The sequence below is a fragment of the Nocardioides pollutisoli genome (genome assembly GCF_040045055.1).
Classification (GTDB): Bacteria; Actinomycetota; Actinomycetes; order Propionibacteriales; family Nocardioidaceae; genus Nocardioides; species Nocardioides tweenelious.
In genome coordinates this window covers 3,359,094-3,381,743 of record NZ_JBDZDU010000001.1, presented here as the reverse complement: position 1 = coordinate 3,381,743, position 22,650 = coordinate 3,359,094, and the positions used below count along the sequence as shown (strand labels likewise).

Annotated in this window: 29 protein-coding genes; 15 read left to right on the top strand and 14 right to left on the bottom strand. The window is 71.6% G+C overall.

What is annotated here, in order from left to right:
- Positions 1–74: 74 nt before the first annotated feature.
- Entirely contained in the window at positions 75–509 is a 435-nt protein-coding gene (locus ABLE68_RS16640; RefSeq protein ID WP_348872851.1) for a hypothetical protein, read from the bottom strand.
- Positions 510–612: 103 nt separating this feature from the next.
- Here ABLE68_RS16640 and ABLE68_RS16635 point away from each other — a divergent pair, with 103 nt between their 5' ends.
- Both ABLE68_RS16635 and ABLE68_RS16630 read left to right on the top strand, forming a co-directional pair.
- The gene (locus tag ABLE68_RS16635) at positions 613–1,302 is read left to right on the top strand and encodes a response regulator transcription factor (RefSeq protein WP_348872849.1); all 690 of its coding nucleotides are present in this window, start codon (positions 613–615) and stop codon (positions 1,300–1,302) included.
- 4 nt (positions 1,303–1,306) lie between these two features.
- Positions 1,307–2,626, top strand: coding sequence for a sensor histidine kinase (locus ABLE68_RS16630; protein WP_348872847.1), 1,320 nt, complete (start codon positions 1,307–1,309; stop codon positions 2,624–2,626).
- Positions 2,627–2,629: 3 nt separating this feature from the next.
- Here the strand turns inward: ABLE68_RS16630 and ABLE68_RS16625 are convergent, their stop codons facing one another.
- The 4 genes from ABLE68_RS16625 to ABLE68_RS16610 all read right to left on the bottom strand — a co-directional run bounded on the left by ABLE68_RS16625 (position 2,630) and on the right by ABLE68_RS16610 (position 6,339).
- Positions 2,630–3,034 (bottom strand): hypothetical protein, encoded by a 405-nt coding sequence (locus ABLE68_RS16625; protein ID WP_348872845.1) that lies wholly within the window; start codon positions 3,032–3,034, stop codon positions 2,630–2,632.
- A gap of 17 nt (positions 3,035–3,051) precedes the next feature.
- Positions 3,052–3,426 carry a hypothetical protein gene (locus ABLE68_RS16620; protein WP_348872843.1) on the bottom strand — a complete coding sequence of 125 codons (375 nt, stop codon included), beginning with the start codon at positions 3,424–3,426 and terminating at the stop codon, positions 3,052–3,054.
- Between the two features lie 94 nt (positions 3,427–3,520).
- Positions 3,521–5,563, bottom strand: a complete 2,043-nt coding sequence (locus ABLE68_RS16615) for an NAD(+) synthase (RefSeq protein ID WP_348872841.1) — start codon at positions 5,561–5,563, stop codon at positions 3,521–3,523.
- A gap of 26 nt (positions 5,564–5,589) precedes the next feature.
- Positions 5,590–6,339 (bottom strand): class I SAM-dependent methyltransferase, encoded by a 750-nt coding sequence (locus ABLE68_RS16610; protein ID WP_348872839.1) that lies wholly within the window; start codon positions 6,337–6,339, stop codon positions 5,590–5,592.
- Positions 6,340–6,417: 78 nt separating this feature from the next.
- Here ABLE68_RS16610 and ABLE68_RS16605 point away from each other — a divergent pair, with 78 nt between their 5' ends.
- The 7 genes from ABLE68_RS16605 to ABLE68_RS16575 all read left to right on the top strand — a co-directional run bounded on the left by ABLE68_RS16605 (position 6,418) and on the right by ABLE68_RS16575 (position 12,659).
- A complete protein-coding gene (locus ABLE68_RS16605) occupies positions 6,418–6,882 on the top strand; it encodes a VOC family protein (RefSeq protein ID WP_348872835.1) in 465 nt (154 codons plus the stop codon).
- Between the two features lie 99 nt (positions 6,883–6,981).
- Positions 6,982–7,833, top strand: a complete 852-nt coding sequence (panB, locus tag ABLE68_RS16600; protein ID WP_348872833.1) for a 3-methyl-2-oxobutanoate hydroxymethyltransferase — start codon at positions 6,982–6,984, stop codon at positions 7,831–7,833.
- A gap of 192 nt (positions 7,834–8,025) precedes the next feature.
- Positions 8,026–8,943, top strand: coding sequence for an ABC transporter ATP-binding protein (locus tag ABLE68_RS16595; protein ID WP_348872831.1), 918 nt, complete (start codon positions 8,026–8,028; stop codon positions 8,941–8,943).
- Positions 8,940–9,725 (top strand): ABC transporter permease, encoded by a 786-nt coding sequence (locus ABLE68_RS16590; RefSeq protein WP_348872829.1) that lies wholly within the window; start codon positions 8,940–8,942, stop codon positions 9,723–9,725. The genes ABLE68_RS16595 and ABLE68_RS16590 overlap by 4 nt, the downstream gene beginning before the upstream one ends.
- Positions 9,726–9,739: 14 nt before the next feature.
- Positions 9,740–10,855, top strand: coding sequence for a sensor histidine kinase (locus ABLE68_RS16585; protein WP_348872827.1), 1,116 nt, complete (start codon positions 9,740–9,742; stop codon positions 10,853–10,855).
- Positions 10,852–11,457 (top strand): response regulator, encoded by a 606-nt coding sequence (locus ABLE68_RS16580; protein ID WP_348872825.1) that lies wholly within the window; start codon positions 10,852–10,854, stop codon positions 11,455–11,457. The genes ABLE68_RS16585 and ABLE68_RS16580 overlap by 4 nt, the downstream gene beginning before the upstream one ends.
- Positions 11,458–11,486: 29 nt before the next feature.
- Positions 11,487–12,659 (top strand): PQQ-dependent sugar dehydrogenase, encoded by a 1,173-nt coding sequence (locus ABLE68_RS16575; protein ID WP_348872823.1) that lies wholly within the window; start codon positions 11,487–11,489, stop codon positions 12,657–12,659.
- Here the strand turns inward: ABLE68_RS16575 and ABLE68_RS16570 are convergent.
- Together ABLE68_RS16570 and ABLE68_RS16565 are read right to left on the bottom strand one after the other, a co-directional pair.
- Entirely contained in the window at positions 12,656–12,925 is a 270-nt protein-coding gene (locus ABLE68_RS16570) for a hypothetical protein (RefSeq protein WP_348872821.1), read from the bottom strand. The two genes, ABLE68_RS16575 and ABLE68_RS16570, sit on opposite strands and share 4 nt — an antisense overlap.
- Positions 12,906–13,073 carry a hypothetical protein gene (locus ABLE68_RS16565; RefSeq protein WP_348872819.1) on the bottom strand — a complete coding sequence of 56 codons (168 nt, stop codon included), beginning with the start codon at positions 13,071–13,073 and terminating at the stop codon, positions 12,906–12,908. Before ABLE68_RS16565 ends, ABLE68_RS16570 begins: the two co-directional genes overlap by 20 nt.
- A 76-nt stretch (positions 13,074–13,149) precedes the next feature.
- Between ABLE68_RS16565 and ABLE68_RS16560 the strand changes: the two genes are divergently transcribed.
- The 3 genes from ABLE68_RS16560 (at position 13,150) to ABLE68_RS16550 (ending at position 16,596) form a co-directional block, all read left to right on the top strand.
- Positions 13,150–14,745, top strand: a complete 1,596-nt coding sequence (locus tag ABLE68_RS16560; protein ID WP_348872817.1) for a circularly permuted type 2 ATP-grasp protein — start codon at positions 13,150–13,152, stop codon at positions 14,743–14,745.
- Positions 14,739–15,671 (top strand): alpha-E domain-containing protein, encoded by a 933-nt coding sequence (locus tag ABLE68_RS16555; RefSeq protein ID WP_348872815.1) that lies wholly within the window; start codon positions 14,739–14,741, stop codon positions 15,669–15,671. Before ABLE68_RS16560 ends, ABLE68_RS16555 begins: the two co-directional genes overlap by 7 nt.
- Positions 15,672–15,750: 79 nt before the next feature.
- Positions 15,751–16,596 carry a transglutaminase family protein gene (locus ABLE68_RS16550; protein WP_348872814.1) on the top strand — a complete coding sequence of 282 codons (846 nt, stop codon included), beginning with the start codon at positions 15,751–15,753 and terminating at the stop codon, positions 16,594–16,596.
- Here the strand turns inward: ABLE68_RS16550 and ABLE68_RS16545 are convergent.
- Positions 16,580–16,999 carry a tetratricopeptide repeat protein gene (locus ABLE68_RS16545; protein WP_348872813.1) on the bottom strand — a complete coding sequence of 140 codons (420 nt, stop codon included), beginning with the start codon at positions 16,997–16,999 and terminating at the stop codon, positions 16,580–16,582. The genes ABLE68_RS16550 and ABLE68_RS16545 overlap by 17 nt on opposite strands.
- A gap of 17 nt (positions 17,000–17,016) precedes the next feature.
- Positions 17,017–17,568, bottom strand: a complete 552-nt coding sequence (locus ABLE68_RS16540) for a GNAT family N-acetyltransferase (protein WP_348872811.1) — start codon at positions 17,566–17,568, stop codon at positions 17,017–17,019.
- Positions 17,569–17,778: 210 nt separating this feature from the next.
- Here ABLE68_RS16540 and tatA point away from each other — a divergent pair, with 210 nt between their 5' ends.
- Positions 17,779–17,964 carry a twin-arginine translocase TatA/TatE family subunit gene (tatA, locus tag ABLE68_RS16535; protein ID WP_348872810.1) on the top strand — a complete coding sequence of 62 codons (186 nt, stop codon included), beginning with the start codon at positions 17,779–17,781 and terminating at the stop codon, positions 17,962–17,964.
- Positions 17,961–18,527, top strand: coding sequence for a hypothetical protein (locus ABLE68_RS16530; protein WP_348872808.1), 567 nt, complete (start codon positions 17,961–17,963; stop codon positions 18,525–18,527). Before tatA ends, ABLE68_RS16530 begins: the two co-directional genes overlap by 4 nt.
- A 6-nt stretch (positions 18,528–18,533) precedes the next feature.
- Here ABLE68_RS16530 and paaE read toward each other — a convergent pair whose 3' ends face one another.
- The 5 genes from paaE to paaA are packed head-to-tail and all read right to left on the bottom strand — an operon-like array spanning position 18,534 to position 21,976.
- The gene (paaE, locus tag ABLE68_RS16525) at positions 18,534–19,592 is read right to left on the bottom strand and encodes a 1,2-phenylacetyl-CoA epoxidase subunit PaaE (RefSeq protein WP_348872806.1); all 1,059 of its coding nucleotides are present in this window, start codon (positions 19,590–19,592) and stop codon (positions 18,534–18,536) included.
- Positions 19,593–19,594: 2 nt separating this feature from the next.
- A complete protein-coding gene (gene paaD / locus ABLE68_RS16520) occupies positions 19,595–20,065 on the bottom strand; it encodes a 1,2-phenylacetyl-CoA epoxidase subunit PaaD (RefSeq protein ID WP_348872804.1) in 471 nt (156 codons plus the stop codon).
- Positions 20,062–20,784 carry a 1,2-phenylacetyl-CoA epoxidase subunit PaaC gene (gene paaC, locus ABLE68_RS16515; protein ID WP_348872802.1) on the bottom strand — a complete coding sequence of 241 codons (723 nt, stop codon included), beginning with the start codon at positions 20,782–20,784 and terminating at the stop codon, positions 20,062–20,064. The genes paaD and paaC overlap by 4 nt, the downstream gene beginning before the upstream one ends.
- Positions 20,781–21,062, bottom strand: a complete 282-nt coding sequence (gene paaB, locus ABLE68_RS16510; RefSeq protein ID WP_348872800.1) for a 1,2-phenylacetyl-CoA epoxidase subunit PaaB — start codon at positions 21,060–21,062, stop codon at positions 20,781–20,783. The genes paaC and paaB overlap by 4 nt, the downstream gene beginning before the upstream one ends.
- Positions 21,059–21,976, bottom strand: coding sequence for a 1,2-phenylacetyl-CoA epoxidase subunit PaaA (gene paaA / locus ABLE68_RS16505; protein WP_348872798.1), 918 nt, complete (start codon positions 21,974–21,976; stop codon positions 21,059–21,061). Before paaA ends, paaB begins: the two co-directional genes overlap by 4 nt.
- An 84-nt stretch (positions 21,977–22,060) precedes the next feature.
- Here paaA and ABLE68_RS16500 point away from each other — a divergent pair, with 84 nt between their 5' ends.
- Positions 22,061–22,603, top strand: a complete 543-nt coding sequence (locus ABLE68_RS16500) for a GNAT family N-acetyltransferase (protein ID WP_348872796.1) — start codon at positions 22,061–22,063, stop codon at positions 22,601–22,603.
- The last annotated feature ends 47 nt before the right edge of the window (positions 22,604–22,650 follow it).

Genomic DNA, 22,650 nt, shown 5'->3' with positions numbered 1-22,650 from the left:
CTGGCTCACCGCCGGGCGGGTCAAGACAACCAAGCGCCCGGAGGACGCCGAACATCGGTCGACACGCGTCCTGCTCAGTCCTCGTCGGGCAGGGTCTTGTACTCGCGGTCGCCGATCGTGGGCCGGCCGCGGTTGCAGTAGACCTCCAGCTCGATCGAGCGGCTCCGCTTCGCGAACACCGCGTCCACGTCGTCGTCGGGACCGGGCTCGTAGCTGACGGTGCGCCAGCCCGGTCGCGTGTCCGTGCCGAGGCCGTAGGCGACCACCCCGCGGCACTCCACGGTGAAGGTGCCGAACTCGTCCGAGATGTCGCGGCGGACCCGGGTCGCGCCGGGCTCGGGACGACTGCTCCCCTCCACCTGCTCGGCGCTGCGCAGCACCTCGTTGCCGAGCGGACCGCGGCCGCGGATGCTGGCGCCGACCGAGGAGACGGCGACGACCCCGACGGTCACCGCCACGGCAGCGGCCACCAGCCAGGCGGCCGCGAAGCCGATCCACCGACGGTCCATGGTCGTCATCCTGACGGCCCGGACCTCGTGCGCCGGCTAGGGGACGGTTAAGGCCCGGCTAAGAGGTACGTCGGGGCGTGCACCCACCGGCTAGGTTCGCGAGGTGGCCCAGGTCCTGATCATCGAGGATGACGCGCGCATCCGCCCGCTCGTCATGCGCGCCCTCGACGAGCGGGGCCATGCCGTCTCGTCGGCGTCGACCGGCATGCAGGGCCTCTCGATGGCCGTCGAGTCCCGCCCCGACCTGGTGATCCTCGACCTCGGTCTCCCCGACATCGATGGGACCCAGGTGCTCTCCATGCTGCGCGCCGTGAGCGACGTCCCCGTCATCGTCGCCAGCGCCCGCGACGACGACCCGTCCCTGATCGGCTGCCTCGACGCCGGCGCCGACGACTACGTGGTCAAGCCGTTCACGACCGACCAGCTGGAGGCACGGATCCGCGCGGTGATGCGGCGTACGGCCGGTGGCCGCGACGAGCGACGCAGCCTCGTCGTCGGCGGCCTGGAGATCTCGCCGGGATCGCGCCAGGTGGCGCTCGACGGCGTCCCGCTCGACCTGAGCCCGCGGGAGTTCGACCTGCTGCGGCACCTCGCCGAGCGGCAGGACGACGTCGTCACCAAGCGCGAGCTGCTGACCGACGTGTGGCACCAGGCCTGGGGCGGCTCCGACAAGACCGTCGACGTCCACCTGTCCTGGCTGCGCCGCAAGCTCGGGGAGTCGGCTGCGGAGCCGCGCTACCTGCACACCGTCCGCGGCGTCGGGGTCAGGCTCTCCGCTCCCCCGGCGGACTGAGCCGATGCGCCGGAGCCTGATCCTCACCGTCGCGGCCGCGGTCACGATGGTGCTGCTCGCGATGCTGGTGCCGATGGCGGTGCTGCTGCGCAGCTATGCGCTCGAGGACCGGCTCTCGCGGGCCGCGCTCGAGGTGCAGGCGACCGAGACCGTCGTCTCCGGCCAGGACCGCGGCGCGGTCTCGACGTACCTCGACCGGATCAACCGCGGCGACGACGTCACCACGACCGTGCTCTACCCGCCCTCCGAGCTGCACCCGGACGGCGAGGCGGTCGGGCCCTCCCCCGGCGAGGACGCGGACGTCGTCCAGGCCCGGCTGACCGGGCAGGCGAGCGTGCGCGACGAGGGCGGCGGCGCCGAGATCCTGGTCCCCGTGTCGCTGGGCGGCAGCAGCGCAGCGCCGGCGGACACCCCCGTGATCCGGGTCGAGGTCCGTCCGCCCGGGCTCGAGTCGGACATCGTGCGGAGCTGGCTGGTCCTCCTCGTCCTCGGGATCGCCCTGCTCGGCGGGGCGTTGCTGCTGGCGGACCGCCTCGGGCGGTCCTTCGTCCAGCCCATCCGCAGGCTCGCGTCGTACGCCGCGACGCTCGGTGACAGCCGTCGTCCCGAGCCGGTCGCCCCGTCGGGTCCGCCGGAGGTGCGCGAGCTGACGATCGCGATGAACCGCCTGGTCCAGCGGATCGAGGCCCTGCTCGCCCGGGAGCGCGCCGGGATCGCCGACGTCTCGCACCGGCTGCGCACCCCCATGACGGCGCTGCGGCTGAGGATCGAGACCCTGAGCGACCCCGACGACCGCGCCCGGCTGTCCGGCGACCTCGACGAGCTGCAGGCGACGGTCGACCACGTGGTCCGCGAGGCCCGCCGGTCCGAGCGCGAGGGGGTGGCGCCGGAGGCCGACGCCGCCGCCGTGGTCGCCACCAGGGCCCGGTTCTGGGCACCCCTGGCCGAGGACCAGGGCCGTCCGTTCGAGGTCGTGTCGACCACCACCGGTCCGGTGCCGACCCGGGCGTCGGAGGAGGACCTGCAGGCCCTCGTCGACGTGCTGCTCGACAACGTCTTCACCCACACCCCCGACGACGCACCGGTGCTGGTGACCCTGGCGGACCGCGCCGGCGGCGGGCTGGTGCTCACCGTCGACGACGGGGGCCCGGGCTTCCCCGCCGGCCTCGCCGTGACCGACCGGGGCGCGTCCGGCGCCGGCTCGACGGGCCTGGGCCTCTCCATCGTCGACAAGACCGCCACCGAGTCCGGTGGCGGTCTGTCGCTGGAGGCCTCCGCGCTGGGCGGCGGCCGTGTGGTCGTGCACCTCGGCCCGTCGGCCTGACCGTCAGCTGCGGAAGGTCAGCGTGCGGGTCACCTTGCCCGCGCCGTCGGTGCGCTTGATGGTGACCTTGAAGGTGTCCTTGCCCGCGGTGTCGGCGCTGTGGAAGTCGTGGAAGTCGACCTCGTAGCGGCCGTCGTCGCGCACGGCGTCGGCGGTCTGGCTCCCCACCCGCTTGCCGTCGTGGCGGACCACGACCTTCCAGGACGAGCCGGCAGGTACGCCGTCCAGGTCGGCGTTGATCTCGAAGCGGCGCTCCTTCTCGACCGAGATCTCGTAGCGGGCCGAGCCCACGGAGCCGTAGGCGTTCTTCTCGGGGCCGTCCGCGTGCGCCGGTGCGGCGACGAGGGCAGCGGCGGTCCCGGCAAGCATCGTGCCGGCGGTGGTCAGGGCGATCGTGCGCTTCAGCATGGTGTTCTCCTGGGTTGTCAGCTGGTCAGCGAGGCCGTGCAGGCCTCGCCGTTCTCGGGGGTGGCGGTGACGGTGAACGACGTGCCGTCGCTCTCGTCGACGGTCACGTCGACATCGAGCTCGGCGTCCTCGTCGGTCAGGCGCTCGCCCTCGAGGACGGGCGTGCCGTCCTGCTCGACGACGACCTGCCAGCGTTCGCCGGCACCGGCCGACTGCAGCTCGAAGGTCACCTCGAGCCCCGCGTCGTCGTTCTCGGCGGACATCTCGTAGGTCGCGGTGCCGCAGGTCCCACGGACCTCCGTCTCGTCGTCGTCGCCGAGCACCCACCAGGCGCCACCGGCGACCACGAGCACCACGACGACCGCAGCCACTGCGAGGAGTGCCTTCCTCATCACGTCTTCCTCCGTCTCTCGTTCGGACGGTGTCGACGTTCGCAGCGGGCGCGCTAAGCGCGCTCCATCGCTTCCCTAAGGCCCGGCAAAGCCGTCAGCCGAGCGGGACGTGGGCCTCGATCTCGGCGAGCCACGCGGTGGGCGCGGCGTCGGAGGGCATCCGCCAGTCGCCGCGGGGCGACATGGTGCCGCCGGCGCTGACCTTGGGGCCGTTGGGCAGCGCGGAGCGCTTGAACTGGCTGGCGAAGAAGCGGGTCGTGAAGACCACCAGCCACTGCCGGACGACCGCCAGGTCGTACGACGTACGCCGCTGCTCCGGGAAGTTGGGCGGCCACTCCCCGGCCGACGCGTCCTTCCAGGCGTGCCAGGCGAGGAAGGCGATCCGGCTCGGCCGGGCGCCGCGGCGCAGCACGTGGAAGAGCGTGAAGTCCTGCAGCGAGTAGGGGCCGACCGACGCCTCGGTGGACTGCACGCTCCCGGGGATCAGCTCGGGCGTGATCTCCTGCTCGACGATCTCCAGCAGCAGCTCGTTGGCGTCCTCGTCGACCTGGCCGGTGGTGGCGACCCAGCGGATCAGGTGCTGGATCAGGGTCTTCGGCACTCCGGCGTTGACGTTGTAGTGCGACATCTGGTCGCCGACGCCGTACGTGCACCAGCCGAGCGCCAGCTCGGAGAGGTCGCCGGTGCCGAGCACGATGCCGCCGCGGTGGTTGGCGAGCCGGAAGAGGTAGTCGGTGCGCAGACCGGCCTGGACGTTCTCGAAGGTGACGTCGTAGACCGGCTTGCCGTCGGCGTACGGGTGGTCGAGGTCGGCGAGCAGCGTGCGCGCGGCGCCGGTGATGTCGATCTCCTCGAAGGTCACACCGAGCGCCTTGGCCAGCCGGGTGGCGTAGCCCTTGGTGACGTCACCGGTCGCGAAGCCCGGGAGCGTGAAGGCGTGGATGTCCTCGCGGGGACGGCCCAGCCGGTCCATCGCCTTGGCCGCGACGATCAGCGCGTGGGTGGAGTCGAGGCCGCCGCTGACCCCGATCACGACCTTGGGCTGCCAGGTGTCGGTGGTCATCGCGTGGAGTCGCTGCTCGAGTCCCGAGACCTGGATGTTGTAGGCCTCGTAGCAGTCGAGCGCGAGCCGCTCGGCCTCGTCGGGCACGAACGGGAAGCGGTCGACCTTGCGCCGCAGGCCGATGTCCCCGGTCGGCGGCTGCAGCTCGAAGCGGACGGTCCGGAAGGCACGGACCCGCGCGTCGTGCGTGCGCCGGTTGTCGTCGAACGTGCCCTGGCGCAGCCGCTCCTGACGGAGCCGGTCGAGGTCGACGTCGACGACGGTGCGTCGCGGGCCGTCGGGGAACCGCTCCGACTCCCCCAGCAGGTCGCCGCACTCGTAGACCATCGTCTGGCCGTCCCACGACAGGTCGGTCGTGGACTCGCCCTGGCCGGCCGCCGCGAAGACGTACGCCGCGGAGCAGCGCGCGCTCGCGCTGCGGACCAGCAGCCGCCGGTCCTCGGCGCGGGCGACCGTGATCGGGCTGCCGGAGAGGTTCGCCAGCACCGTCGCACCCGCGAGGGCGGCCTCGGCACTCGGCGGGACCGGCACCCACATGTCCTCGCAGACCTCGGCGTGCAGCCGCAGCCCGCGCACGTCGGTCGCCTCGAAGACCAGGTCGGGCCCGAGAGGTACGTCGACGCCGGCCACCCGGATCGTCTCGTCGCGGTGGTCGTCGCCGGGCGCGAACCACCGGCGCTCGTAGAACTCGCGGTAGGTCGGCAGGTAGGACTTCGGGGCGACACCGAGGATCCGGCCGCGGTGGATCACCAGCGCGCAGTTGAGGACGCGGGTGCCGTGGACCAGCGGGGCGCCGACGACCAGGACCGGGAGCAGGTCCGCCGTGCCGGCCACCAGGTCGGCGATCGCGACCTCGACGGCCTCGAGGAGCGTGTCCTGGAGGAAGAGGTCGTCGACCGAGTAGCCGGTCATCGTCAGCTCGGGGAAGACCGCGACCGCGACACCGTCGTCATGGCAGGCCCGCGCCTGCTCGAGCACCGCCCGCGCGTTGGCTGCCGGGTCGGCGATCGCGACCGGCAGCGTGCACGCGGCCACCCGGGCGAAGCCCTGGGCGTAGGCGGAGTAGAAGTCCACGCCTCAAGTGTTCCACGCGCGGGCGCTCAACGACGCGCGACGACCGTCCACGCCGTCGCCTCGACCTCGAACGGCCCGTCGGGAAGCAGCTCCGCGCAGTGGCGGCGCAGCGTCTCGCGACCCGCCTCGTCGAGACCGGCCACGTAGTCGCCGGCCGGACCGACCCCGAGCGTGTAGGGCTCCCACCACTCGTCGAACGAGGAGTACGGCACGGTCACCGTGAGCGTGCCCTCGCTGACGTCACGCAGCCCGGCGGCACGGGCGATCCCGCCGAGGTCGCCCTCGCCCGTGCCCGGGAGCACCGACTCGTCGGCGGCGTCGGGGTCGAGGTCCTTCACCGCCCGCCAGAAGGTCGACAGCGGCCCGGTCCCGGACGTGTGGTTCCAGACGGTCGCCGCCACCGCACCACCGACCCGGCCCATCTCGCGCAGGCCGCCGGCCGGGTCGGACATGAAGTGCACGACCAGGTTGGCGAGCGCGACGTCGAACGCGTCGTCGTCGTACGGCAGCGCCTCGGCGGTCCCCTGCCGGATGTCCGCGCCCGGGCAGCGCTCACGGGCCGCCGCGACGAACGGCGCCGAGGGATCCAGCGCGGCCACGTGGTCGGCGCCCAGACGCTCGACGAGCCGCGCGGTCAGCACCCCGGGACCGCATCCGACATCGATCGCCCGCATCCCCGCGCGTACGCCGGCGAGCTCGACGAGCTGGTCCGCGAGCGGCTCGGAGTAGCGGCCCATGAAGCGGGCGTACGCGTCGGCGACCACGTCGAAGGTCATGCTCGACTGTAGGCCGTCCGATGAGTCCTGGACAGCCGCGCGGTCTGACCGGATGACACCCGCGCGAAGGAGGACGAGATGCCCCAGATCAGCACCTGCCTGTGGTTCGACGACGACCTGATGGAGGCGGTCGAGTTCTACACGAACGTCTTCCCGAACTCCGAGATCCGCGGGGTCTCCCACTACCCCGACGGCCGCGTGCTCGCGGCCGAGTGGACCCTCGACGGCCAGCCGTTCCGCGGGATCAACGGCGGGCCGGTGCACGCCGGCTTCACCGAGACCATCTCGCTCAGCGTGAGCTGTGCCGACCAGTCCGAGGTCGACTACTACTGGGACACGCTCGTCGCCGGCGGGCAGCCGGACGAGTGCGCGTGGCTCAAGGACCGGTTCGGCCTGTCCTGGCAGATCGTGCCGGTCCGGCTCTACGAGCTGCTGTCGGACCCCGACGAGGCCCGGGCGCAGGCGGCCATGGGGGCGATGATGCAGATGCAGAAGATCGTGGTCGCCGACCTCGAGGCAGCGGCCGACGCAGCGACTGCGTGACCAGGCACACAGGGTCCGACACGGCGCTGCGGGGCTAGCCTGAACAACGGTCCGTGGACTCCATCAGGGAGCTGCGAGATGACGTTGCAGGGAGAGAACATGACTGAGGAGACCGCGCCGTACGGCACCGGTCCGGCGAAGCAGGGCGCGACGCAGATCAAGCGGATCCGCACCCACCACCTGCGCGAGATGAAGCAGCGCGGTGAGAAGTTCGCGATGCTCACCGCCTATGAGCAGTACGCCGCGCAGACCTTCGACGAGGCCGGCATCGAGGTGCTCCTGGTCGGGGACAGCGCCTCCAACAACGTCTTCGCCAACGAGACCTCGCTGCCCGTGACCGTCGACGAGCTGATCCCGCTGGTCCGCGCCGTCACCCGGTCGGCGCACCGCGCGCTCGTGGTCGCCGACCTGCCGTTCGGCTCCTACCAGGCCTCGCCCGAGCAGGCCTACCTGACCGCGGTGCGGTTCATGAAGGAGGCCAACGCCCACGCCGTGAAGCTGGAGGGCGGCGTCGAGATGGCGCCCCAGGTCCGCAAGCTCACCGAGGGCGGCATCCCGGTGATGGCCCACATCGGCTTCACCCCGCAGTCGGAGCACAACCTCGGCGGCTACCGCGTGCAGGGCCGCGGCGACGCCGCCAAGCAGGTCGTCGAGGAGGCCCAGGCGATGGAGGAGGCCGGCGCCTTTGCGGTCGTCATGGAGATGGTGCCCGGCGAGGTCGCCACCGAGGTCACCGCGTCGGTCTCGATCCCGACCATCGGCATCGGCGCCGGCGCCGGCTGCGACGGGCAGGTCCTCGTCTGGGGCGACGCCTTCGGCTTCCGCACCGGCAAGATGGCGCGCTTCGTCAAGCAGTACGCCGACGTGCACGGCGTCCTCCTCAAGGCCGCGCAGGACTACGCCGCCGACGTCAAGGCCGGCACCTTCCCGGGGCCCGAGCACACGTTCTGAGCGAGCTCGGTGGTTGAGGAAGGACGAAGTCCTGTCTCGAAACCCCCGCAGCCGACGCGCGTACGTCAGCTGCGGGGGTTTCGAGACGGTCGCTGCGCGACCTCCTCAACCACCGTGGCCATGACACCTGTCACGGGGAGTCCGTGACGCTCGTGTGAGGGCGGGGCCGCCCTCCGGCGGCAGGCTGGGGCCATGACCACCAGCACCCTCACCCGGGCCGCAGCCGTCGAGCTCTCCGGCGTGACGAAGGACTTCGCCAGTGGAGGGCAGAGCGTGCACGCCGTGCGCGGGATCGACCTGACCCTCCAGCGGGGCGAGATCGTCGCGTTCCTCGGCCCCAACGGCGCCGGCAAGACCACGACCATCGACATGATCCTCGGGCTCTCGAAGCCCACGACCGGGACGGCGTCGGTCCTCGGCCTCGAGCCGCGCCAGGCGATCGCCCGCGGGCTCGTCTCCGCGGTGATGCAGACCGGCGGGCTGCTCAAGGACCTGTCGGTCCGCGAGACGGTACAGTACACCGCCAGCCTCTTCGCCGACACCCGCCCGGTCGACGAGGTGATCGCCGACGCCGGCATCACCGAGATCGCCGACCGCCGGGTGCAGAAGTGCTCCGGCGGCGAGCAGCAGCGGCTCCGCTTCGCGATGGCGCTGCTCTCCGACCCCGCTCTCCTGCTCCTCGACGAGCCGACCACCGGCATGGACGTCGAGGGCCGCCGCGCCTTCTGGTCCGCCATCCGGCGCGACGCCGAGCAGGGCCGCACCGTCCTCTTCGCGACGCACTACCTCGAGGAGGCGGACCAGTACGCCGACCGGATCGTGCTGATCAGCCACGGCCGGATCGTCGCCGACGGCACCGGCGCCGAGATCAAGGCGCTGGCGTCCGGGCGGACCGTCCGCTTCACGACCGCCGACCCGGACCCGGACGCCTACGCCCGGATCGCCGGCGTCGACGGCGTCGAGGTCCGCGGCGACTCCGTGATCCTCCACGCCAGCGACAGCGACGCCGTCGCGCGGCACCTGCTGACCACCACCGACGCCCGCGACCTCGAGATCAACGCCAAGGGACTCGAGGACGCCTTCATCAGCCTGACCGGAGACGCATCATGACGACGAGCACCATCGACCCCACGGTCCGCAAGGTCCCGCCGCTCGGCGGCTTCAACCTCACGGTGCTCCGCATCGAGCTCGCCCGGATGCTGCGCAACCGTCGCACGGTGATCTTCACCCTGGTGCTCCCGGCCGCGCTCTACTTCGCGATCACCGGCAGCGACAAGACCTGGGACGCCCCGGTCGGGTCGGGCAACGAGGCGGCGTACATCCTCATCTCGATGGCCCTGTACGGCGCCGCGCTGACCGCCGCCTCGTGCGGCTCGATGGTCGCGCTGGAGCGTGCTCTCGGCTGGTCGCGCCAGCTCCGGCTGACCCCGCTCAACCCGGTCGCCTACATCCTGGTCAAGGCGATCGTCGCCCTGACCATGGGCGCGTTCGCGATCGCGGTCGTCAACGCGTGCGGCCTCTTCCAGGGACGCGCCGAGATGCCCACCGACGTCTGGATCATCTCCGGGGTCGTCACGCTCTTCTGCACCCTGACCTTCGCCGCGCTCGGCGTCTTCGTCGGCTACGTCGTCCCGGGCGAGAACGCCATGCAGATCCTCGGTCCCGGCCTGGCCCTCCTGTCCTTCCTCGGTGGTGTCTTCTGGCCGCTGACCGAGGGCAGCGCGGTGTGGCACGTCGCGGTCTTCACCCCGATGTACGGCGTCGCCGAGGTCGCGCGAGCCCCCCTGACCCACGAGCTGCCCTGGTACGCCGCCGTCAACGCCGCCCTGTGGCTCGCGATCTTCGTCGGGGGCGCGGCCTGGCGGATGGGCAAGGACACGGCCCGCGTGTGACTACCCTCAGCGCCATGAGCCAGGACGACTGCGACGCGCCCCCGGCGGGGGCGCCGGTGCGGATGGCCCGGATCGCGCCGCTCTTCTCCGCGATCTGGCTCTTCTTCCTGCTCGAACCGCTCGGCGAGGGCTGGCGCACCCGCGACCAGCTGAGCGGCGTCCTCGGCATCGTCTGCACGATCGCCTTCGCCGCCGTCTACATGGGGTTGTGGCTGCGCAGCCGTGCCGACCGGCAGCGGCTGATGACGCAGCCCGCGTCGCGCGACGCCGTGCTGTACGTCGGCTCGCTGGTCGTCCTCGGTGCCCTCATGACGATCCTGCTCGGCGGCTACGGCCTGGCGAGCACGCCGTACATCGGCGTCGCCTGCGTGATGGTCTTCCCGTTCCGCGTGGCCGCGCCGGCCGTGCTCGCCCTCGTGGTCGTCGACATCGTGCTCTTCGCGGTGAACGACTGGGGCAGCTCGACCGGTCTGGTGTTCGGGGTGATCGCCGCGTCGTTCGCCGTCTTCGGCCTCCGGATGGTGATGAGCCGCAACATCGAGCTGCTGAGCGCCCAGCAGGAGAACGCCAACCTCGCCGTCGAGAACGAGCGCACCCGCTTCGCCCGCGACCTGCACGACATCCTCGGCCACTCCCTGACCGTCATCACCGTGAAGGCGGAGCTCGCCCAGCGGCTCTTCGACATCGACCCCGAGCGGGCGCGCTCCGAGATCGCCGACCTCGAACGGCTCAGCCGCGACGCCCTGGCCGACGTACGACGCGCGGTGGAGGGCTATCGCGAGCTGACCCTGCCCGGCGAGCTGGCCCGGGCCCGCACGGCGCTGGCTGCGGCCGAGATCGAGGCGACCCTGCCCAACTCCGTCGAGGAGGTCCCGACCGAGCTGCGCGAGCTCTTCGCCTGGACCGTCCGTGAGGGCGTCACCAACGTGATCCGGCACTCCGGCGCCCGGACCTGCGAGGTGCGGCTCAGCCCGACCTGCGCCGAGGTCGTCGACGACGGCAGCGGCCCGGAGACGGCCGGCGCCGGCAACGGCCTCGCCGGTCTGCGCGAACGCGCCGGTGCCGTCGGCGCGACCGTGGTCGTCCGGCACCTCTCCCCCGGCTTCTCGCTCCAGGTAGTCCGAGGATGATCCGGCTGCTCCTCGCGGACGACCAGGCGCTGGTGCGTGGTGCGCTCTCGGCCCTGCTCAGCCTCGAGCCGGACCTCGAGGTGGTCGCCGAGGTCGGGTCCGGCGACGAGGTGGTCGCCGCGACCCTCGAGCACCGACCCGACGTGGCGCTGCTCGACGTCGAGATGCCCGGGATGGACGGCATCACCGCGACCGCTGCGGTGCGCGAGGCCGCTCCCGACACCCGCGTGCTGATCGTGACGACCTTCGGCCGGCCGGGCTACCTGCGCCGCGCACTCCAGGCCGGGGCATCGGGCTTCGTCGTCAAGGACACCCCTGCGGCGCAGCTCGCGGACGCCGTACGACGCGTGCACGCGGGCCTCCGCGTGGTCGATCCCGCCCTCGCGACCGACTCGCTCGTCGCCGGTGAGTCGCCGCTGACCGCCCGGGAGACCGACGTCCTCCAGGCAGCGCGCGACGGCTCGTCGGTCGCCGCGATCGCGGGGAAGCTCTTCCTCTCCGAGGGCACCGTCCGCAACCACCTGTCCTCGGCGATCGGCAAGACCGGCGCCACCAACCGGGCCGAGGCCGTCATCACCGCCGAGGGCAACGGCTGGTTGTGATCTCACGTCCAGTGGGTACGGTCGCGACCATGCGCCCCCTCGTCCTCGGACTGACCGCCGCCCTCGGACTCACGCTCGCCGTGGCCACTCCGGCCTCGCAGGCGGCCGTCCCCGACAGCGCCGCCCACCACGCCGCGCGGGCGCACACCCCCAAGCTGGTGGTGAAGGCGAAGGTGGTGAGCCTCGACCATCCCTGGGACGTGCGGCCGATCGGCAAGGGCCGGCTGATCTTCACCCAGCGCGACCGCGCGACGGTCTCCATCTGGGACCACGGCCACAAGCGGGTGATCCGCAACTTCCCGACCGACTCGGTGTGGGTGTCCGGCGAGACCGGTCTGATGGGTCTCGAGACCGACCCCGACTTCGCGACCAACCACCGCTTCTACACCTGCCAGGGCGGCTTCACCGGTGGCGGCGGCCACGAGGTCAAGGTGATGTCGTGGACGCTCAACGACGCGCTCACCGCGATCACCAGCAGCAGGCGCCTGGTCGGCGGGTTCCCGACCACCAGCGGGCGTCACGGCGGCTGCCGGCTGCTCGCTCTCGACGACGGCTCGCTCTACGTCGGCACCGGCGACGCAGCGACCGGCACCAACCCGGAGAACAAGAAGTCCCTCGGCGGCAAGACCCTCCGCCTCGATGCGTCGACCGGCAAGCCGTGGCCGCGCAACCCGTTCATCGGGTCGGCCAACCACGCCAAGCGCTACGTGCAGACCTACGGCCACCGCAACGTCCAGGGCCTGACCCTGCGCAAGAACGGCGCCGTCTACTCCATCGAGCAGGGCACCTACCGCGACGACGAGGTCAACCGGCTCGTCAACGGTGGTGACTACGGCTACAACCCGGTGCCCGGCTACAACGAGGAGGTGCCGATGACCGACCAGTCGCTGCCCGGCAAGCAGCGCAACGCGGTCTGGCACTCCGGCAACCCGACGCTCGCGACCTCCGGCGGCGGCTTCGTCTACGGCAAGAAGCTCGGGGTGTACGACGGCAGCCTCGCCGTCGCCGCCCTCAAGGCGGAGCGCGTGCTCTTCCTCCACCTCGACGCGAAGGGCCACCTCGTCACGGTGCGCACCCCCGCGGTCCTGGAGAAGTACGGCCGGATCCGCACCGTCGTCGACGGCCCGGGCTCGACCTTCTACGTCACCACCGACAACGGCGACGGCCACGACATGGTCCTGGCCGTGCACCCGAAGCGCTAGCTCCAGCCGAGCCAGGCGGCGCCGGCGACGATCGCCAGGAACCAGAAGACGACCGCGAAGACCGCCACGCCCGGCACCCACCTCGGGTGCAGGGTCCACCAGGCGCAGGCGACCAGCAGCAGGAACGCCCAGATCACGAGCAGGACCGCGACGGCCCACCACGGGGCGACCAGGACGCTCGCGGCGTACAGGAAGAACGCGCAGGCCATCCCCGCCATCCCGACGAAGGGCCAGGGTGAGACCTGGTTATTCGTCGTCCTGGGCATCCCACTCCTGGTTGCGCCGCTCGGCGTTGGCGAGCGCGCCCTCCGCGGCCTCGCGGGTGTCGAAGGGCCCGAGCCGGTCGATGGGGGGACACATGTCCGGCCCCTGCTCGACCCGGTGGTGCTTGACGCAGAACCAGAAGTCGCTCATACGGCGAAACTACACGCGGTCCTGTCCACCCCTCGGCGCAACGTTCCCGTAACGCGCATCTGGGTAAGGTCCGGCCATGACGGCCATGTTCGAGGACTATGCAGCCCGGGGGCCGGCGTACGACGAGATGTTCGACGCGGACAGCCTCCGCGCGCCGTACGAACGCCTGCGCAACTCCCTCCACCACCTGACCATCCCCGAGCTCGCCGGGCGCGTCGAGGCCCTGCAGGCCAGCTATCTCGACCAGGGCGTCACCTTCGACATCGGCGGTGAGGAACGCGCCTTCCCGCTCGACATCCTGCCGCGGATGATCGAGATGGAGACCTGGTCGCGCATCGAGCGCGGCGTGCAGCAGCGGGTGCGCACCCTCGAGGCCTTCCTCGCCGACGTGTACGACGCCGGCAACGCCTTCGACGACGGCGTCATCCCGCGCGGGGTCGTGGCCACCTCGTCGCACTACCACCGTCAGGCGGCCGGTGTCCGGCCGCCGAACGGCGTGCGCGTCAACGTGTCCGGCATCGACCTGATCCGCGACAACACGGGCGAGTTCCGGGTGCTCGAGGACAACGTCCGGGTGCCGTCGGGGGTCTCCTACGTCATCACCAACCGGCGGGCGATCTCGGCCGCGCTGCCCGAGCCCTTCGCCGAGCACCGGATCCGCTCGGTCGCCGGCTACCCGCAGCGGCTGCTCGCCGCGCTCCGGGCCGCTGCGCCGGCCGGTGTCGCTGACCCGACCGTCGTCGTGCTCACCCCCGGCGTCTACAACGGCGCCTACTTCGAGCACGCCCTGCTCGCACGCACCATGGGCGTCGAGCTGGTCGAGGGCCGCGACCTCCAGTGCCGCCGCGGCCGCGTCATGATGCGCACCACCAAGGGCCTCGAGCCGGTGCACGTGATCTACCGCCGCGTCGACGACGAGTTCCTCGACCCGGTGCACTTCCGCGCCGACTCGATGCTCGGCTGCCCCGGCCTGATCGACGCCTCGCGGGCCGGCAACGTGACGATCGCCAACGCGGTCGGGAACGGGGTCGCCGACGACAAGCTCGTCTACACCTACCTGCCCGACCTGATCCGCTACTACCTCAACGAGGAGCCGATCCTGCGCAACGTGGACACCTGGCGGATCGGCGACGCCGACGCCCGCGAGGAGGTCCTCGACCGGCTCGACGAGCTGGTGCTCAAGCCGGTCGACGGCTCGGGCGGCAAGGGCATCGTGATCGGGCCGCGCGCCTCCAAGGCCGAGCTCGACGAGCTCCGGGTCAAGGTGCTCGAGGACCCGCGCGCGTGGATCGCCCAGCCGGTCGTGCAGCTGTCGACGGTGCCGACGTTCGTGGACGGGAAGTTCGGGCCGCGCCACGTCGACCTGCGACCGTTCGCGGTCAACGACGGCAGCCGGGTCTGGGTGCTCCCGGGCGGCCTGACCCGGGTCGCGCTCGCCGAGGGCGAGCTGATCGTCAACTCGTCGCGCGGCGGTGGCTCCAAGGACACCTGGGTGCTCGCCGGGTCCGGCCCCGCGCCGCAGCGCCCGCCCGAGCACCCCGCCCCGGTCGAGCACGCGACTCCCGTGGCCCCGCAGAGCGTCGGGCCCGCGTTGAGCGACCAGACCGACCACCAGGTCGAGCAGCAACAGCAGCAACAGCAGCAGGGCCGATCGGAGGACGCACCGTGCTGAGCCGGATCGCGGAGTCGATGTTCTGGATCGGGCGCTACGTCGAGCGCGCCGAGGACACCGCGCGCATCCTCGACGTCCAGACCCAGCTCCTCGTGGAGGAGGGCGGTCTCGACGAGGAGGACACCTGTCGCACGCTGCTCTCGATCATGGGCGTCGAGGAGGTCGAGGAGACCCGGGTCGACATCAGCCGGGTGCTGTCCGAGCTCGCCTACGACCCCGACTCCCCCGTGTCGATCACGGCCGCCCTCGGCGCCGCCCGTGAGTCCGCTCGCCGGGCTCGCGAGACGCTGTCGGTGCCGATGTGGGAGGTCATCAACACGACGTACCGCGCGATCCCGTCGGGCCAGTTCGCCAACATGCGTCCACCGGGCGTCTTCCAGTGGGTGCGCGAGCGCGCTGCGCTGGTCAACGGCACCGCCGACGCGACGATGACCCGCGACGAGGGCTGGCAGTTCCTGATGCTGGGGCGCTGCATCGAGCGCGCGGACATGACGTCGCGCCTGGTCGCCACCGCCTCCATCGCCACCGCCATCGGGTCGCCGTGGACGAGCACGCTGCGCGCCTGCGGTGGCTACGAGGCCTTCCTGCGCACCTACCGCGGCATCGAGTCCGAGCGCGGCGCCGTCGAGTTCCTGCTGCTCGACCGGCTCTTCCCGCGGTCGGTGGTCTTCTCGCTCAACCGGGCCGAGCAGTGCGTCGACAACCTCGAGTCCGGAGGTCAGAGAGCCGGCTTCCAGAGCGAGGCGCAGCGGCTGCTCGGCCGGATGCGCGCCGAGCTCGAGTACCGCTCCCTCAGCGACGTGATGGCCGATCTCCCCAACGAGATGGAACGGCTGCAGCGCACGTGTGCGCTGGCGACCGAGGCGGTGACCCGGCGCTACTTCGCCGGTGCCGAACCGCTGACCTGGCAGGGGGTCCTCGCATGAGCGAGCGCAGCGAGCGAATCATCCAACACAGCGCATTTCTAGGAGCCTCATGCGCGCACGGAGCGAAGCGAGCACGCGCATGAGCATGACGCTGCGCGTCGTCCACACGACGACCTTCGAGTACGACGGCAAGGCCGTCGCGTCCTACAACCAGGCGCGGCTCACGCCCCAGACGACGCCGGGCCAGATCGTCTCGCACAGCCGGGTCGAGGTGCACCCGTCGCCGTGGCTCTACGAGTACCGCGACTACTTCGGCACCACCGTCACCGCCTTCGAGGTGCTCGACCCGCACGAGTCGATGTCGGTGTCGGGGACGTCGACCGTCCACACCTCGCGCACTCCTGGTGCTCCACCATCGATCGGGTGGGACGACCTCGAGAGCCGCGAGGTGGCCGACACCTGGACCGAGTACCTCGTCGTGTCGCCGTCGGTCGCCCCGCCGGACGACCTGGCCGCTCGGATCGCCCGGCTGCGGCAGTCCGCGGCGCTGCCCGGTGAGGCGGCGCGCGAGATCTGCGCACTCGTCAACCGTGAGGTCGAGTACCAACCGGGCGCCACCGACGTGCACACCCAGGCTGCGGAGGCGTGGCGCCAGCGCGCCGGCGTCTGCCAGGACATGGCGCACCTGGTGATCGGCGGGCTGCGCTCGCTCGGCATCCCGGCCCGCTACGTGTCCGGCTACTTCCACCCGCAGCAGGACCCGGTCATCGGCGAGACCGTCAGCGGCGAGTCGCACGCGTGGATCGAGTGGTGGGACGAGGGCTGGCACGCCTTCGACCCGACCAACGACACCGAGCCCGGCGACCGCTACGTCGCCGTGGCCCTCGGGCGCGACTACGGCGACGTGAAACCGCTCAGCGGCATCTACTCCGGCGCGAAGACCTCGTCGATGGCGGTCGAGGTGACCGTCACTCGTCTGGGATGAGCAGCATCCGCTCCACGCGGAGAACCGCCAGCTCGTGCTCGGGGTCGCCGCTCATCGCGGCGGCCAGCCGCAGGTGCGGCAGCGCCTCGGCGTACCGCGACTGACGCTCCAGGCAGCGACCGAGCGCGTGCTGCGACCACTCGTCGGTGGGGTTCTCCTCGACGAGGGCCGTCAGCTCGGTCTCGGCGCGGCCCAACCGGGCCTCGATCAGGAAGGCCCACGCGCGCAGCGTACGCAGCCCCGTGTTGCCGGGCTCGGCCTCCAGCGCGGGGTCGATGACCTCGTGCGCCTCGCGCGGGGCGCGGCGGCTGAGCAGGTCGAATGCGGTGCGGTACGCCGACTCGGGTGCTGACTGACCCGGGAAGACGACCGCTGGAGCGGTGAGCTCGATGTCGTCGTTCACGGCTCCACAACATCACGTCAGGGCGCGAGATTCCCAGCAGGTCGGTCGTTGAGGATGCGCTGGAAGAGGACGTGGTCCTCCCACGTGCCGTTGATGTGGAGGAAGCGCTCGGCCATCCCGAAGAACGTGAACCCGGCCCGCCGCAGCACGGCCTGCGACGGCTCGTTGCGCAGCATCGTCCCGGCCTCGAGCCGGTGCAGCCCGAGTCGCTGATCGGCCTCCTCGACCATGTGCTCCACCATCCCCGTCGCCAGGCCCCTGCCGAGGTGCCCGTGGTCGAGCCAGTAGCCGACCGTCCCGCTCTGCAGCACCCCGCGCACGATGTTGTTGATCGTCACCCGCCCGACCGCTTGGTGTCCGTGCCACAGGACGTACGGGTGCTGCTTCCCGGTCTCCCGCTCGGCGACCTGGATCGCCACCTGCTCCGCCTGGCCGGCCTCGGTGTAGAAGTGGTCCGGCCGAGCCGGGTCCCACCGCGCCAGGTGCTCCCTGTTGCGCGTGTACGCCGCCGCCATCGCCGGCACGTCCTCGATCGTCAGCGGCCTGAGCTGGTAGTCGTCCGGAAGCACGGCGACAGGTTAATCGGCGTTGGCTGCGGGCAGGCCTGGGGAGGTGCGGGCGAAGCGAGCCTCGCATCCACCTCAGACGGTTCGACAACAGCATGGGTTTGTGGGTTGTTCGCACGTTCGTACGCGATCTACGTACGAACGTGTGAACAACCGAAAAGCGCGCCTCTCGGGTCGACGTACCCATGGCCGGACCGACGTACGATCGGCGGCATGGATGTCGGTGCACCCGAGGCGTTGATCCTCCTCGTTGTCGTCACGTTGCTCTTCGGCGCGAAGAAGCTGCCCGAGCTGGCCCGTGGCTCCGGCCGTGCGCTGCGCATCTTCAAGGAGGAGCTCAACGGCTCCGACGAGGCTGCACCGGCGACGCCGCGCAGCGCCACCCCCCGCGAGTCTTGATCCGGTACGTCGACCACGACACCGACGGCACGCCCGTCGGCCGGGTCGTCGTGCTCCCCGGCCGGCGCTACACGCCCGACGGGCCGATGCTCTTCTTCGCCGCCCAGACCGCGCTGGCCCGGGGCTGGGACGTCCGCCAGGTCTGGTGGGAGGCGCCCGCCTTCGACAACGACGACGACGAGGTGACCTGGGTCTGCGACCAGCTGGCGGCAGCAGTCGACGGCTACGACGGCCGGGTCCTGGTTGTCGCCAAGTCCCTGGGGACCCTCGCGGCGCCGCTCGCGGCCGAGCGTGGCTACCAGGCGGCGTGGCTGACCCCGCTGCTCACCGAGCCCGACATGGCCGAGGTGTTGCTGGGCTACCCGGCGGAGCAGTACGTCGTGATCGGCGACGCGGACCCCTACCTCGACCGCGACGTCCTCGACCGGCTCCCGGGCGAGACCCAGCTCGTGCCCGGCGACCACATCCTGCGCGTGGGCGACGACCCGGCGGCGATGGTCGCCAGTCACGAGCGGTTCGTGACAACCTTCAGCTCCTGGCTCGCTGGAGCATCTCGAGGCTGACCGCGGTCAGCCGTCGAAGTCGAGCACGACCTTCTCGGAGGTCGGGTGCGACTGGCAGGTGAGCACGTAGCCGCGCTCGATCTCCTCGGGCTCGAGGGCGTAGTTTGCGTCCATCGCGACGGTGCCCTCGACCAGCCGGGCGCGGCAGGTCCCGCAGACGCCGCCCTTGCAGGCGAAGGGCAGGTCGGCCCGGACGCGGAGGGCGGCCTCGAGGACGGGTACGTCGTCGGGGCGCAGGTCCAGGTCGGAGCTGCGGCCGTCGAGCCGGATGGTGACCCGGGCGGCCCCGTCGACCGCGCCGGCGAGCTCGGCGACCGGCGCGCGCGGGACCGGATCGGCGTGGAAGAGCTCGCTGTGCACGTGCGCGCTGTCGACGCCGAGCGCGGACAGGGTGGCGCGCAGGTCGACGACCATCTGCTGCGGACCGCACACGAACCAGTCGTCCACGTCGTCCGCGGGCAGCAGCGCGTCGAGGATCCGGCTCAGGCGGTCGCCGTCGAGCCGGCCGGAGAGCAGGTCGACGTCCTGCGTCTCCCGGGAGAGGACGTGCAGGATCTGGAGCCGGGCCGGCCAGCGGTCCTTGAGGTCGTGCACCTCGTCGAGGAACATCACGGACTGGTGGGTGCGGTTGGCGTAGACGAGCGTGACCGTCGACCTGGGTTCGCCCTCGAGGATCGCGGCCACGATCGAGAGCACCGGAGTGATGCCCGAGCCCGCAGCGATCGCCACGCACGTACGCCGGGACGCGGGGTCGATGCGGGTCGTGAACCGCCCCGCGGGCGTCATCACGTCGAGCGCGTCGCCGACCTTCAGGGCGCCGACGACGCCCGAGCTGAAGGCGCCCCCGGGGAGCCGCTTCACCCCGATCCGCAGCACCCCCGATGAGGGCGACGTGCAGATCGAGTAGGACCGGCGCACGTCGTCGCCGCCCCGGATGCTGAGGTGCTGTCCCGCGCCGAAGGCGAACTCCTGCGCGAGGTCCGGAGGGACCTCGAAGGTGAGGGCCACCGAGTCGTCGGTGAGCTCGTCGATCGCTGCGACCCGCAGCGAGTGGAAGGCGGCCACCACTAGAGCGCCTTGAAGTGGTCGAACGGCTCCCGGCAGCTGCGGCAGACCCACAACGACTTGCAGGCCGTCGAGCCGAAGCGGCTCGACTCCCGGGTGTCGAGCGAGCCGCACTGCGGGCAGCGCACCGAGAGAGCGAGGGCGACAGGTCCGGGCGGCGCCACGCCGTACGCCGCGAGCTTGGCCTTCGCCTCCTCGGTCATCCAGTCGGTGGTCCACGCCGGCGACAGCACGAACTCGACGTCGACGTGCTGGTAGCCGGCCGCGGTCAGCGCGGAGACGAGGTCGTCGGTGATCGTCTCCATCGCCGGGCAGCCGGAGTAGGTCGGCGTGATCTGCACGTGGACGCGGCCCTGGTCGTCCTCGGTGACGTCGCGCAGGATCCCGAGGTCGGCGATCGTGACCACCGGCAGCTCCGGGTCGAGCACGTCGGCCGCGATCTTCCAGGCACCCCCACCCATCGACAGCGTCACCACGTGGCCCCTGGGTGCGAGCGGTGGAGGTGCTGCATCTCGGCGAGCAGGTAGCCGAGCTCCTCGGTGTGCAGGCCCTGACGACCGCCACCGACCGCCGGCGCGACCTGCGGCACGGTCAGGGTCGCCTCCGCGAGCACGTCCTCCACCGTCGTGAGCACGGCACCCCGGAGCGAGGCCGGGTCGACGAGTGCACCGTCGACCGGCCGGAACAGCTCGTCGACGTAGGGCCACTCGGCGTCGAGCGCTGCCTGCATCCGCAGGTGGGACTCCTCGGTGCCGTCACCGAGCCGCAACACCCAGAGCCGCGCGTGGTCGAGGTGGTAGGCCACCTCCTTGACCGCCTTGCCGGCGATCGCACTGAGCGTCGCGTCGGACGAGGTCGCGAGCGCGGCGTACAGCTCGGACTGCCAGGCCGAGAACACCAGCAGCCGCGCCATCGCGACGCCGAAGTCGGTCTGCGGGCGCTCGACCAGCCACACGTTGCGGAAGTCGCGGTCGTCGCGCAGGTAGGCCAGGTCGTCGTCGGTGCGACCGAGTCCCTCGACGGCACCGGCGTACGACAGGAGCGTCCGCGCCTGGCCCAGCTGGTCGAGCCCGATGTTGGCGAGCGCGAGGTCCTCCTCGAGCTCGGGCGCGCGGCTGATCCACCAGCCGAGCCGCTGCGCGGAGACGAGCGCGTCGTCGGCGAGGCCGAGGGTGTAGTCGAACAGGCTCACAGGTGCTCCACACCGTCGGGGACGTCGTAGAACGTCGGGTGCCGGTAGACCTTGTCCTCGGCGGGGCTGAAGAAGGAGCCGCGCTCCCCCGGGTCCGACGCGACGATCTCGACGGACGGGACCACCCACAGCGAGACGCCCTCCTGCCGGCGCGTGTAGACGTCGCGTGCGTTGCGCAGCGCCATCTCGGCGTCCGGCGCGTGCAGCGAGCCGACGTGGACGTGCGAGAGACCGCGGCGCGAGCGCACGAAGACCTCCCAGAGGGGCCAGGTGTTCACGCGACCTCCTCCGCGGCCTGCTTCGCGGCGTACGCCGAGGCAGCCTCGCGGACCCACGCACCGTCCTCGTGGGCGCGCACCCGGTGGGCAAGTCGCTCGGCGTTGCAGGGGCCGTTGCCCTTGATCACCTCGAACAGCTCGGTGAAGTCGACCGCGCCGAAGTCGTAGTGGCCGCGTTCCTCGTTCCACCGGATCTCGGGGTCGGGCAGGGTCAGGCCGAGGACCTCGGCCTGCGGCACGGTCATGTCGACGAAGCGCTGACGAAGGTCGTCGTTGGAGTGCCGCTTGATCCCCCACGCCATCGACTGCGCGGAGTTGGGCGAGTCGTCGTCCGGCGGGCCGAACATCATCAACGACGGCCACCAGTAGCGGTCGACCGCGTCCTGAGCCATCGCGTGCTGAGCCTCGGTGCCGTGCGCGAGCGTGTGGAGGATCTCGAAGCCCTGGCGCTGGTGGAAGGACTCCTCCTTGCAGACCCGGACCATGGCGCGGGCGTAAGGCCCGTAGGAGCAGCGGCAGAGCGGCACCTGGTTGACGATCGCGGCGCCGTCGACGAGCCAGCCGATCGCGCCGACGTCGGCCCAGGTGAGGGTCGGGTAGTTGAAGATCGAGGAGTACTTCTGGCGGCCGGTGTGCAGCTGGTCGAGCAGGTCGGACCGGTCCACGCCGAGCGTCTCGGCGGCGGCGTAGAGGTAGAGGCCGTGACCCGCTTCGTCCTGCACCTTGGCCATCAGGATCGCCTTGCGACGCAGGCTCGGCGCCCGGCTGATCCAGTTGCCCTCCGGCTGCATCCCGATGATCTCGGAGTGGGCGTGCTGGGCGATCTGGCGCACCAGCGTGCGTCGGTAGGCGTCGGGCATCGAGTCGCGCGGCTCGATCCGCCCGTCGTCGGCGAGCTGCTCCTCGAATGACATAGTGCGACGCTACCACTCCTGTTACAGGATCGCGCGTGTCGAGCGGGTCTGTGTAACACGCGCCCCGACTGACAGGATGGCGCCATGAGTCCCACCGCCGACGTGTCCGTGCGCATCGCGTGGGCCGACGACGCCCCGGCGATCGCCGAGCTGCAGCTGCGCACCTGGCGCGAGGTCTACGCCGACCTCCTCCCCGCGACCGCGCTCCCGGGAGACGTCGACGAGGCCGCCGCCGCCTGGCGCGCGTCCCTCTCCTCGCCCCGCGACGCCCGCAACCGGGTCCTGGTGGCGCTCGAGCGCAACCGGGTGGTCGGCTTCGCGATCACCTCGCCGTCCAGCGACCCCGACTCGGACCCCGTCGCCGACGGCGAGCTGAGCGAGTTCACGGTCGACCCCGGCGAGCGCGGCCGCGGCCACGGCTCCCGCCTGCTGCAGGCCGCAGCCGACACCCTCGCGGCCGACCGGTTCCGCCGCGCCGTGCTGTGGTCGATCGCGACCGACGACGCACTCCGCACGTTTCTGACGAGCGCGGGCTGGGCACCGGACGGTGCACACCGCGAGCTCGACCTCGACGGGGAGGGCACCACCCTCGTCAAGCAGGTCCGGCTCCACACAGCTCTTTCGTAGGTTCTCCATCTTGATTTCCCGGATTTTGGGAGCACGATGGAGATCCC